This is a genomic window from Pseudoalteromonas sp. SG44-5 (genome assembly GCF_014164175.1).
Taxonomy (GTDB): domain Bacteria; phylum Pseudomonadota; class Gammaproteobacteria; order Enterobacterales; family Alteromonadaceae; genus Pseudoalteromonas; species Pseudoalteromonas nigrifaciens.
The window spans coordinates 164,492-176,954 of sequence record NZ_JACJES010000004.1; the positions used below are offsets into that span (position 1 = coordinate 164,492).

Annotated in this window: 8 protein-coding genes and 5 tRNA genes; 5 read left to right on the forward strand and 8 right to left on the reverse strand. The window is 37.6% G+C overall.

Annotated features, from left to right (window positions below; all coding sequences use genetic code 11):
* Positions 1–278: 278 nt before the first annotated feature.
* The 5 genes from H5079_RS07410 to H5079_RS07430 all read right to left on the reverse strand — a co-directional run bounded on the left by H5079_RS07410 (position 279) and on the right by H5079_RS07430 (position 1,000).
* Positions 279–354: transfer RNA gene (locus H5079_RS07410), tRNA-Phe, on the reverse strand.
* Between the two features lie 144 nt (positions 355–498).
* Positions 499–574: transfer RNA gene (locus H5079_RS07415), tRNA-Thr, on the reverse strand.
* Between the two features lie 59 nt (positions 575–633).
* Positions 634–709: transfer RNA gene (locus H5079_RS07420), tRNA-Phe, on the reverse strand.
* 67 nt (positions 710–776) lie between these two features.
* Positions 777–852: transfer RNA gene (locus tag H5079_RS07425), tRNA-Thr, on the reverse strand.
* 72 nt (positions 853–924) lie between these two features.
* Positions 925–1,000 (reverse strand) — tRNA-Phe (locus tag H5079_RS07430).
* A 258-nt stretch (positions 1,001–1,258) separates the two neighbouring features.
* Between H5079_RS07430 and H5079_RS07435 the strand changes: the two genes are divergently transcribed.
* A complete protein-coding gene (locus H5079_RS07435; protein WP_182683825.1) occupies positions 1,259–4,033 on the forward strand; it encodes a hybrid sensor histidine kinase/response regulator in 2,775 nt (924 codons plus the stop codon).
* Between the two features lie 55 nt (positions 4,034–4,088).
* On the opposite strand, the gene H5079_RS07440 is transcribed toward H5079_RS07435, so the two are convergent.
* Positions 4,089–4,361: an oxidative damage protection protein gene (locus H5079_RS07440; protein WP_011327256.1), complete on the reverse strand. Its 273-nt coding sequence runs from the start codon at positions 4,359–4,361 to the stop codon at positions 4,089–4,091.
* 34 nt (positions 4,362–4,395) lie between these two features.
* On the reverse strand, positions 4,396–5,457 hold the full coding sequence (gene mutY / locus H5079_RS07445; protein WP_182683844.1) for an A/G-specific adenine glycosylase: 1,062 nt from the start codon (positions 5,455–5,457) through the stop codon (positions 4,396–4,398).
* A 174-nt stretch (positions 5,458–5,631) separates the two neighbouring features.
* Between mutY and trmB the strand changes: the two genes are divergently transcribed.
* The 3 genes from trmB (at position 5,632) to arcA (ending at position 8,949) form a co-directional block, all read left to right on the forward strand.
* Positions 5,632–6,357 carry a tRNA (guanosine(46)-N7)-methyltransferase TrmB gene (trmB, locus tag H5079_RS07450; protein ID WP_011327254.1) on the forward strand — a complete coding sequence of 242 codons (726 nt, stop codon included), beginning with the start codon at positions 5,632–5,634 and terminating at the stop codon, positions 6,355–6,357.
* An 89-nt stretch (positions 6,358–6,446) separates the two neighbouring features.
* Positions 6,447–7,472, forward strand: coding sequence for a methyltransferase (locus H5079_RS07455; protein ID WP_182683826.1), 1,026 nt, complete (start codon positions 6,447–6,449; stop codon positions 7,470–7,472).
* Positions 7,473–8,232: 760 nt separating this feature from the next.
* Positions 8,233–8,949 carry a two-component system response regulator ArcA gene (gene arcA, locus H5079_RS07460; RefSeq protein ID WP_011327252.1) on the forward strand — a complete coding sequence of 239 codons (717 nt, stop codon included), beginning with the start codon at positions 8,233–8,235 and terminating at the stop codon, positions 8,947–8,949.
* 4 nt (positions 8,950–8,953) lie between these two features.
* On the opposite strand, the gene arcB is transcribed toward arcA, so the two are convergent.
* Entirely contained in the window at positions 8,954–11,272 is a 2,319-nt protein-coding gene (arcB, locus tag H5079_RS07465) for an aerobic respiration two-component sensor histidine kinase ArcB (RefSeq protein ID WP_182683827.1), read from the reverse strand.
* 213 nt (positions 11,273–11,485) lie between these two features.
* Here arcB and folE2 point away from each other — a divergent pair, with 213 nt between their 5' ends.
* The gene (folE2, locus tag H5079_RS07470; RefSeq protein ID WP_086993242.1) at positions 11,486–12,406 is read left to right on the forward strand and encodes a GTP cyclohydrolase FolE2; all 921 of its coding nucleotides are present in this window, start codon (positions 11,486–11,488) and stop codon (positions 12,404–12,406) included.
* Positions 12,407–12,463 lie beyond the last annotated feature (57 nt).

Genomic DNA, 12,463 nt, shown 5'->3' on the forward strand with positions numbered 1-12,463 from the left:
TAATTCAAGCACTTTGAACTAAAACGCTCAACTTACTTTACATAACATTACATAATTAGCCATAAACTATCGGATAACTATTTATACTCTATTTCGACATTAATGATCATTAAGAAAGTTGAAAGTAACTATAAGTGGTTTGTATCACTAAGGGGGTTGCTAAGTAGTGTACTGATAAGCTTAAAATTAGTCTGGAACAATTTTAAGCTGTATGGGATGCAGGGATAAATAATCTTTATAAACAAAAAAACCTCACAAATGTGAGGTTTTTTAATAAATGGTGCCTCGACGCGGAATCGAACCACGGACACGAGGATTTTCAATCCTCTGCTCTACCGACTGAGCTATCGAGGCACATAAACTGTGCGAGTTAACTAAATATTCTAAGCTAACTTTTTACTAAACTGATTTAGTAAATAAATGGTGCCGACTAACCGAGTCGACGGGTAACTTGAACAGACTACTGATTACAGCTTTCTTTTCAAATTACATTATAAATGGTGCCGACTAACCGAGTCGAACGGTTGACCTACTGATTACAAGTCAGTTGCTCTACCAGCTGAGCTAAGTCGGCACACAAAACTGTGTGCTAAGGCACTTTATCAATTTTAAAGATTGATAACTTTTAATAAATGGTGCCTCGACGCGGAATCGAACCACGGACACGAGGATTTTCAATCCTCTGCTCTACCGACTGAGCTATCGAGGCACATAAACTGTGCGAGTTAACTAAATTTTCTAAGCTAACTTTTTACTAAACTAATTTAGTAAATAAATGGTGCCGACTAACCGAGTCGAACGGTTGACCTACTGATTACAAGTCAGTTGCTCTACCAGCTGAGCTAAGTCGGCACACAAAACTGTGTGCTAAGGCACGCATAATACTGTTTAATATCTTTGATTTCAAACACTATTATTTAATAATGGTGCCCAGACGCGGAATCGAACCACGGACACGAGGATTTTCAATCCTCTGCTCTACCGACTGAGCTATCTGGGCGTGCGGCGTATTAAACGAGTTTTGCTGTTACAAGTCAACTTTTTTTTCATTCTTTATAACTGTTTGCACGGTTTTTATGCAACTCGGGTCTTTTTTAATTAACACTGCTCATTTATACTACAAACAAGTGAAAAGTAGCACCATAATTTTAATCTAAACTATGCTAAAGTTGCGGCGAGTTATTTTTACTTGTTTTTGTTTATCCCAAAGTACGGTAAAGGCTTACCGTGTTATTAATATACCAATTAGGAAAAATCCATGCAGAGTAAGTTCTCTTCAGTGATAAAAGGTTTGTTACCTCTTTTTTTATTAAGCAATGTAATTATAACCACACTGTTTATAATTGCCTTTTCACTTTATTCTCAAAGTGAAGTGGATACTAAAAAGAGCGCACCGCTTATTGACATCACTTCACTGGCTAACAAGCTAGAAGCTCCTCTAATCGACGCTTTAACTATATACGGACAAGGTAAAGTACAAGAGCTGCTTGAGCTTACCTCTGTATTTAGTGACAACTTTGAATACACGCTATATCGCTTTAGCGCTACATCACAAACGGAGCTGGTATATAGTACTAACAAACCTGCAATTGCTGCTATTAAACTTAACGAGCATTTAGTTGATCAAGGTGTTTTACATAAAGTTTTAACGCTTAACGATCAACCTATTGGCGAGCTTATTTTAAAACAAAAAAAATCCCCTCCCACTTTAACTAAACAAACGTCATTATTGAGCGCCTATTTTATGGCTTGTATAGCGGTTATTACATTATTTGTATTAGCATTGCTATTAAACCAATATATTAATAACCGTTTACGTAAGAGTACGGGCTTGCTTAGCGAAGAATTACAGGCTGTAACTGATAGCAGTAATTTTAACAGCACTGTAAATGAGCAGTTAGGTAATGGCTTAAATGTGATTGCACTAAATATTAATTTTTTATTGAAAAAAGTACAAGCAGCTTTATCTGAGAATGAAAAAACTCGAAAAGAATTACAAAAACTGCAAAACAATCTTGAAATTGAAGTGCAAACTCGAACTCTTGCACTTGAAAAAGAAACTTTAAATGCGCAAAAAGCAAGTGAAACTAAAACGACCTTTTTAGCAACTATGAGTCATGAAATTAGAACCCCTATGAATGGCGTTATAGGAACTATAGATTTACTGCGCCAAACAAATTTAGACGGTTCACAATATCGGCTTAGTACCATTATTCGTGAATCTGCTTTTTCTTTACTGAGTATTTTGGACGACATTTTAGATTTTTCTAAAATTGAAGCAGGCAAACTAAATATTGACCCGATCCCGTTTTCTGTAACCGATACGATTGAAGAAGTGGTGCGCGTACTTTCTTCTATCGCTAAACACCGTGATCTCGATTTAAATCTATCGATTGCCCCTGATATCCCTATTAACCTTATTGGTGATAACACTCGAGTACGCCAGATACTATATAACCTATGCAGCAATGCGATTAAGTTTACCAGCACGAGTGAATCGCATAAGGGGCAAGTTAATATCTCTGTAGAGGTAGCTCACAACACAGCAGAACACTTCACTTTACGTTTTTGTGTAACCGATAATGGTAAAGGCATGAGCCAAGCGCAATTAAGAGAAATATTTAATCCGTTTATTCAAGCGGAAAGCTCAATAACCAGAGAATACGGTGGAACCGGCCTTGGATTGTCAATTTGTAAAAGTTTAACCGAGTTAATGTTAGGTACTATATCGGTTAATAGTAATATTGGCATAGGCAGTGAATTCATCGTGGAGCTGCCATTTAGTACTTCGGGTAAAATTAAGTTCGCACATAAAAATAGTTTAGATGGCAGGCATATTGTTGTAGTGAGTAATAATGTTGACCGTGAAAAAGTAATCTATCGTTATTTATCATTTATGGGCGCCAAAATAACTTATGTGCACAACGAGCAAGAAATTGAGTCTCTGCACGACGCTAAAGATATCATTTGGGTTGTTGATGGCATTGATGATATGGACAGCATAAATGCATTTTTAAGGCGTTTACTTTACTCTTTAGAGGATAATAATCAGCAGGTTGTCGTTTTAAGCAAGCTAGATGATGCAGCTATTAATCATAAAAATATTTTTTATATTAACGCAACGCCATTATGTAAGTCTAACTTTATGCTATCAATACTTGTAGCTGCAGGTTTACATCAGCCTAAGCACATTAAAAAAACCATAGCATACGATAACCATTTAACTACAGAGCAAGCTTTAGCCGCTAACAAGCTTATTTTACTAGTTGAAGACAACCTTTTGAATCAGCAAGTTATAACTGATCAACTGCACATCTTAGGTTACGGTGTTGAAGTAGCTAATAACGGTGAGGAAGGGATTAATATGTGGCGAAAAGGTAACTATTCGCTCATTTTAACCGATTTACATATGCCGATAATGTCGGGCTACGATATGGTCGAAAAAATCCGCAATGAGGCCGAAATGCTAGGTTCGGTTATTTCACAGCCTTATATAATTGCCGTGACAGCCAACTCTTTAAAAGGTGAAAAAGAACGCTGTTTAGCTGTTGGTATTAACGACTTTATTACTAAGCCTGTTGAGCTTAACGTTTTAGAAAGTACACTAATACGCTGGAATGAAAAAAGTAATCACAAGAGCATAGACATACCACATCAAAAGCCAGCAATGCCAATAGATATGGATTCAGTAGCTAAATACATTAATGGCGATGACGCGAAGAAAATACGTTTCTTTAAAATGTATTTAGAGCAGAGCCAAGAGCTAATAAAGTCGATTAACTTTGGTGTTATGCAAAGCAACGTTAATGAGATTCTTGAGGGGTGTCATCAATTAAAGTCTATATCTAAAACCATTGGGGCGCATCGCGTCGCTGAACTGGCCGTCGTGTTTGAAGAGCAATGTAAAACAGATGAACTAAACAGCGATAAGTTAATTGATTTAAGAGATCAATTAGAAATTGAATATTCTAAAGCTGCTCAATTTTTAAAAGAGCAAATTAAAAGTGCCGAGCAGCAAGAACAACCGAGTTAATTAATTTAGGTATAAAAAAAGGGCTATTTAGCCCTTTTTTTATTCCACATAACAATTACTTTTCTGGTGGTTTGTAGCCTTCAATTTCTACTTCTTTGTTTTCAAACAAAAAACCAACCATTTGCTGCTCTAAAAAGCTACGATGCTCTGGGTCCATCATATTTAAATGCTTTTCGTTAATCAGCATTGTTTGCTTGTGCTGCCACTGCGCCCAAGCCTCTTTAGAGATATTGTTAAAGATTTTTTCGCCTATTTCGCCAGGATATAATTGAAATCCAAGCCCTTCAGCTTCTTTTTGTAACTTTTGACAAAATACTGTACGTGCCATAATTAATTCTCTTTAGCGATAGTTATAAACAAGTCTAACCTATTGGTGCAATTTGTTTAACCAACTTTTTAGTTGGTGCTGCTAAACCCACCTCAATTGACTGATCTAGTGGGTACCAAACTAATTGTCGGTCGTTAATTACATCTGGAATTTGTACTACATTTAGCACATGTGGATTAATAGTAAGTTCAAAGTGCGAAAATATATGGGTAAAGGGTTCAAGCGCCACTAAGTCAGCTGTTAGCCCTTGCTGCGCTATAAACACCTCTAGTTCGCTCAATTCATTAAACTCAAAAAAGCCAAACAACCCGCCCCATATTCCTGAGTTAGGCCGTTTTTCCATGAGCACTTTATCATCATGTTTAATAATTAACTGATGGCAGCTTTTTTTCGGCACTGCTTTTTTAGGTTTTGAGTGTGGGAATGTTTTTACCTGCTGCGTTTTAAATGCACCACAGCGGCTACTTAACGGACATGCAGGGCAGTCAAAACGACTACGCGAACATAAGCTCGAGCCTAAATCCATCATAGCTTGATTAAACTCGGTTACGTTATTTTTAGGCGTTAGCTGCTCGCTCAAATGCCAAAGTTGGCTTTCGACTTTTTTAACACCATACCAGCCTTCAACCATAAAAAAACGGGCTAATACTCGCTTAACATTACCATCGAGTATGGGGTGATGCTGCCCAAGTGAAAGTGATAACACTGCACCGGCTGTAGAGCGCCCTATTCCGGGTAAATCAATAACCTCTTCAAGCGTTGTAGGAAACTGCCCCTGATACTTGTCACGAACTATTTTAGCTGTTTTATGTAAGTTACGTGCCCTTGCGTAATACCCTAAACCAGTCCAGTGATGCAGCACCTGATCTTCATCGGCGTTAGCTAAAGCAATAATATCGGGAAAGCTTTGCATAAACCTTTCAAAATAAGGGATAACGGTCACTACTTGAGTTTGTTGTAACATCACTTCAGACACCCATACTTTATAGGGTGTTTTTGCTAACTGCCACGGCAGCGTTTTTCTACCATGAAGATGATACCAATCAACCACTTGGTTAGAAAACCAATCAGACTGCTGTTTATTTAAATCCAAAATAGTTTACTTTTTACGTATGCTCAATGGCGGCTCAGTTTATTGCAGTTAGTGAAAAGATCAAGCTATAGCGCCTCTATACACCTAGTAAAATCAGCTAGAGCTTGTTATCCATGGCTTGGTCAGGGATAATACGCAACCATTTTTTAAACCAGTTATTTTTGTCAGGCCAATAATATGAGTGAATCAAGTAACACTAATCTTGAGCAAGCAAAGCAAGAAGGTAAGTATATCCGCACTATTCGTAGTTTTGTAAAGCGCGAAGGTCGTTTAACCAAAGGCCAAGCTGCCGCTATCGAAAAATGCTGGCCAATAATGGGCTTAGAGCATAAAAATGGCATGCTTGATTTAAGCGAAGTTTTTGGCAATAACAATGATGTAGTGCTAGAAATTGGTTTTGGTATGGGCAAATCACTGGTTGAAATGGCAAAAAATGCCCCGCATTTAAACTTTATTGGCATAGAAGTACACCGCCCAGGCGTTGGTGCTTGTTTAATGGATGCTGATGAAGCGGGTATTACTAATCTGCGTATTTTTGAACACGATGCGGTTGAAGTTTTAGCCGATTGTATAGCAGATGAAAGTTTAACAACCTTACAATTGTTTTTCCCTGATCCTTGGCATAAAAAGCGTCACCATAAACGCCGTATTGTACAAGGCGAGTTTGTTGAAAAATTACGTTCACAGTTAAAAATGGGCGGTGTTTTTCATATGGCTACCGACTGGGAAAATTATGCTGAGCATATGCTTGAAGTAATGCAAGCTGCGCCTGGCTTTAAAAACCAGTCAACAACAAACGACTACGTACCACGCCCTGATTTACGCCCGTTAACCAAGTTTGAGCAACGCGGCCATCGTTTAGGTCATGGTGTGTGGGATTTAATGTTTGAACGCACTAAGTAATCTGTATTTCGGATAATAAATACCTTAACCTACATTTAGGTTAAGTACATAACTCTGTAAATTATATAATCTGTAAGGTAAAGCCATTTATGAGCGTATTAACCAATCCAAGCCTACTGTTACTTCGCAATAGCGAAAAGTTAGTTGGGAAATCTATATTGGTGGTCAACTTTGTTCAAGATGGCTTTTTAGCCGAGCTTAAAAAGCGCAACCCAGAGAGTAAAATAACCGCCTTTAGCTACAATCATGCTAATGGCGAATTTGCCAAAAACACACCCGGCGTTGATGTATGTGTAAACCACTGTATTAGCGGTAACGACTTTGATTTAGTGGTTCTTTACTATCCAAAATCAAAACCTGAAGTTCTTATGGCGCTTGATAATATACGCGCAGTAATTACAGCAGATGCTGAGTTACTGGTGGTTGGCGAAAATAAGAGTGGTGTTAAATCAATAGAAAAACAGCTTACTGATAAAGCTAATTTTAGTAATAAAATAGACTCAGCAAAGCACTGTGTTTTATATTCATTTGCAGAGCTTAAACAACTTAGTCAGTTTAATATTAGCGATTATCATAAGCCATTTACGGTCAGTGTGGCCGATAGCGAATTTACCGCTATCAGTATTCCTGGGGTATTTAATCACGGTAATTTAGATGTTGGCACTAAAATATTGCTTGAAAACGCTCCGTTTATTAAGCAAGGTACTGTGCTCGATTTTGGTTGTGGCGCTGGCTTAATTGCAACTTATTTAGGGCTGCAAAATCCGGCATTGAGCTTTGTTTGTAGTGATGTGAGCGCTTTGGCAATCTATGCAACAACGCAAACCCTTAAGCTTAATAACATTAAAGGCGAAGCCCTCTTAAGTGATGGACTTACTAACATTACAGGTAAGTTCGATCTTATTATTAGTAACCCACCTTTTCATACCGGTATTGCAACCGACTACACAGTGGCTGAAACCTTTTTAGCCAATGCTAAACAGCACCTAACTAAAGCAGGTAAGTTGAATATTGTTGCTAATAGCTTTTTAAAATACCCGCCAATTTTAGAAGCGCAATTTGATAACTATCACACCGTGTTTAAAAATAATAAGTTTGCCGTTTACAGCAGTTAATAATGCTCATGTTTGAGCACCTCAAGTGCTCAAACTTATTTATAAAATTAATTACCCTCCTGAATTTTTACCGCTTAGCAATAATAGTCAAAATATTGAGGGGAATAGTAAAATCAAGTATTTGACCTTTTTATAACAAATAAATAAGGATAAGGTACGAGAACTATTTCAAGCCGTCTATCTGCTGGCAAACCTGTTAAGTAATATCCAAGTAAACTCTGAGCGTAAGACAGCTTTTATAGTCAAAGTAAAAACGACACTCACCAACAACACCACAGCTTAAACAACGTACTGATTAATTATAAGCATGCTCTTGAATTTTAACTTTATGACCTCATTAATAGAGCATTCGTTATTCAACTATATTATTTAGTGAATTAACTGCTTAAAGTTAAATATTTTCTGAACTTTAATGCTTTTAAGATATCACATACATTGATGAAAGGTTGGAAAGTGATATAATTTCGTTTTGAATTAGTCTGATTATTTTAAGTATCTTTACCTGATTGATGGATGTATCAATTACTAAAGGGAAATGGCTTTGACTTTAATAATTCAAAATATGCATCCAATTTTAAAGATCAATTAAACAGTAGCTTTACTCTATACCTTTTAAGTAGGCTGTGCGGATCCTGCTGTTTTTCTCTAATTGTTTTTACTTGTTAACAATTAGATATAATCCTATACTCTTTTAGTAATCGGTTTATAAAACTATACCGGTTTTTTTTATAAATAAAACACACCAAAAGGTTAATTAAAAATGCAAACGCCAGTCATTCTGATAGTAGAGGATGAAGACGTAACTAGACTAAACCTCGTTAGTTTATTTGAAGCTGAAGGTTACAAAGTTATTGAAGCCATTGATGGCGATGACATGCATGATAAGCTTACAAATAATGACGACGTCAATCTTGTAGTTATGGATATCAATCTACCGGGTAAAAACGGGCTAATTTTAGCACGTGAGTTACGCCAAAAACGCAAAGTCGGTCTTATTTTCTTAACAGGCCGTGACAATGATGTAGATCGTATTTTAGGCCTAGAAATTGGTGCTGATGACTATATTACTAAACCGTTTAATCCTCGCGAATTAACTATTCGTGCGCGTAATTTAATTACTCGTACTGCCCTAGGTGGTGAAGAGTCTGCACTTGAAACAAATGGTGTAATTACGTTTAACGGTTGGGAACTTGACGAAAACAGTCGCTGTCTTACTTCTCCAGGTGGAGACGCAAAACGTCTACCTAAAGGCGAATACAGAGCACTGCGTTTAATGCTTGACTCTCCAGGTCGTATTTTTAGCCGTGAGCAATTAATTAAACACATGACTGGCCGTGAGCTACGTGCAAACGATAGAACAGTTGATGTTACAATTCGTCGTATTCGTAAGCACTTTGAAAGCGACAACTCAACAACTGAGTTGATCAGCACCATTCATGGTGAAGGTTATCGCTTCATTGGTAAAATCGACAGCTAATTAGTTACTCTAATTGCTGTAAGAATAAATGAAGGGCATGCTGTCCTTCATTTATTTTGTCTGCTAAAACATCTAACCACTGCTTTAACACCTCGTCAGATTCATCCAGCGCACCATACTCCATTACTTTTGCATGCAATTGCACATCATTTAAGCCTACAGATCCCGCAGCACCTTTAAGCTTATGTGCAACTGATTTATATTCTTCTCTGTCGCCTGAGTTTAACGAGGTAAGTAACTCTTGCTGATATTGGGGATTGAGTTTTTCAAATAACTGACTACTGCGTTTAAACACCACCAAACCCATTGAGTTTACAAAGTCTTCTATAGTTTCAACATCAAGTAAATGTGCATTAATGTCAGCAAGCGCTGCTGTACTTACTTTTAATTGTGGCTCATTACTTCTTGTTTGTTTTATACCAAATAAATCAGCCAATATTTTATCTAGTTTTACCGTATTGATAGGCTTAGCGAGCGCTCCTTGGATTGAAATCCCCTCTAGCTCTTGCTCTGCACTGCGCACATTTGCGGTAAGCGCTACAATAGGTAGTTTATCAAAATGGCTATCGGCTCTTATTTGCCTTGCTACTTCATCACCGTTTATATCGGGTAACTGCATATCAAGTAAGATCAAATCTAAATCGTCTTCAGTTTCTACAAAAGACAATGCATCTTCGCCGGTCTCAGCCCAAATAACTTCATGACCACGCTGTTCAAGTAAGTTAGTCGCAATTTCGGCATTTAACGGCACATCTTCTACTAACAGTATATTTAAGCTGCGTCCTACATAACTATTCTCAGTGGGTGCGCTACATAAAATTAGCGGTATTTCTACTATAAAGCAGCTCCCCTCGCCTTCGGTACTATTAACCGAAATAATCCCCTGCATTGCATCAACTAAGGCTTTGGTTACTGCTAAGCCAATGCCAGAACCAATAGCATTGGTGCCTTTAAGATCTGGCGCTTTATAATACATATCAAAAATACGAGAGAGCTGTTCGGCTGGTATGCCTTCTCCGGTGTCTGATATTTTCATGGTAAGCCAAGGGCCATCATCTCGATTTTCACGAATACAGGTAAGGGTTACACTGCCCTTATGAGTAAATTTAACCGCATTATTTATTAAGTTCCAAACAACTTGGCGAAGTCGGGTTGGATCTAGTTGCGCATAAATATCTAGCATGCCTAAGCGTTTAATATCAAAAGAAAGATCTTTTTGTTCAGCAATTAGGCCTGCAAAGTTAACCACATCGTTAATAAAGTCTGATACGTTTATAGCATTAGTTGCAATATCTAACTGCTCTCTGTCTATTTTGTCTAAATCTATAATGTCGTTAAATATATTACCTAGTGTTTCGGCACTCGAAAACACCGTATTACACCAACTACGCTGCTGTTTATTAAGCTCTGTATCAAGCAACATACGTGTTAAACCAACAATGCCATTAAGTGGTGTACGCAACTCATGGCTCAAAGTGGCAATAAATTTACCTTTATCCTTGTAGGCTGTTTCAAGTGCTTCTGCAGCCTCTTTACGACTCGTAATATCACGGCCAAATGCAAGTAAACCTATGTACTTACCTTTATCATTAATAAACGGCAATTTACGTAATTCAAACCAACGCGTTTCGCCGCCCACATCGTATTGAACATCTATAGTTAATGCTTGATGAGTTTGCTCTACCTGTTTATCGGTTTTTAAAACTTCAGATAAAAATTGATTAGGAAATATTTGTTCAGCACTCTTACCGATTAATTCGTCACTGGTTTTACCCATTACTTCTTCAAACATTTTATTACAGCCAGCAAACACACCGTTGTCGTCGCGGTAATAAAATAAATCGGGGGAGGAGTCTACTATTGAGCGCTGTAGCATACTTTGCTGGGCAAGCTCTTGTTGTGTTTTTTTACGCTCAGCAATTTCTTTTCTTAGCTCTTCTATTGCCCGGTGCTTGGCATGGAACGCCATTTTACGCTCATCAATTTCTACATTTAAGCGATTTATATTATCTTTTAATGTTTGATTGAGTAGCTTTTCTTGTTTTGTCGCACTGTCTAAATATGCATAGGAGGCATCTAGTTGCCTGATTGAATTTATTAGCACGCTTATAACCAGAGGCGATACCACAGAGGTAAAAAATACCACTGCTAATATATCAACAAGATTAACTTCTCCAACGGCAACATAATAAAACATACTTGATAAAACAAGCGAAACTGCCAATAACAAAGCATAGCAAATGGCTGCAGTTTTAAACTCACCAAACCGAGTTATTAAACTAGAAAGAACTCGAGCCCAAGGGCTCAAAGAGGAATCGGTCATATATCAGTGTGTCTCTTAGCTTAATTACAAAAAGGTTTAAATTGCATGTTATGGTTAATTTTAGCATTTTCTATCAGCTATTTTCATGTTGTGCGATAAAAACTCTAATATTTATTGTTTGAATCATTAGCTGGCTACAACTCATCATTCCAGCAATAAATTATTTAGTGTAAAATGCGGCGCTTTATTATTGCTAATAACGAGTAACACACCATGCAAACTAATATGCCCGATATAGCTAACACGGCTCCCGCCTTACAAACTGGTACATTAGACTGGGTGGGAATGGGTGAAATTGAACTGCCATTTATTTTTGAGTCGCATGGCATAACGCCAGTTACTGTTAATGCTAAAGCCCGCGCTTTTGTAAACTTACACAAAGAAGATGCAAAAGGCATTCATATGTCGCGCTTATTTTTAGCGCTCGACACGCTCTCTACTGAGCAGCAAGTTAATCCTCAAACATTAGCTCAAGCGCTCGATTTTTTTATTAGTAGCCACGAAGGCTTAAGTGATAAAGCACTTATAGAATTTAAGTTTGAATTACCACTGCGCCGTAAATCGTTATTAAGCGGCAAGGCTGGCTGGAAAAGTTACCCCGTTATATTAACCAGCACAATTGAACAAGGTGTTATTAATTACGAGCTAAGTGTTGATGTAACCTATTCATCAACTTGCCCATGTTCAGCGGCACTTGCGCGTCAGCTGATACAAAATGCATTTGCCGAAAAATTCAGTCAAGAAACCCTCAGTCAAAAAGAAGCACTAGAATGGCTAGGTACTACGCAAGGTATTGTAGCCACCCCACACTCGCAGCGCTCAATTGCTAATGTAAAAGTAAAGCTCGACAGTAATATTACTCAATTTGACGTAGTTAATTTAATTAACACGATTGAAGATGAATTAAAAACGCCAGTACAAGCGGCAGTGAAACGTGAAGATGAACAAGAGTTTGCCCGCCTAAATGGTCAAAATTTAATGTTTTGTGAAGATGCTGCTCGTAAAATTAAAGCGCTACTAGAAACACAGCAATACAGTGATTACTGGTTACAAATAAATCATTACGAATCGCTGCATGCGCACGACGCACTCGCTATTGCAGTTAAAGGCGTTGCTGGCGGTTATAGAGCTTAAGTTCTTATTTTGCAGTGTTCAATATCCATACGGGAACATACTACTTAACTAACTAAT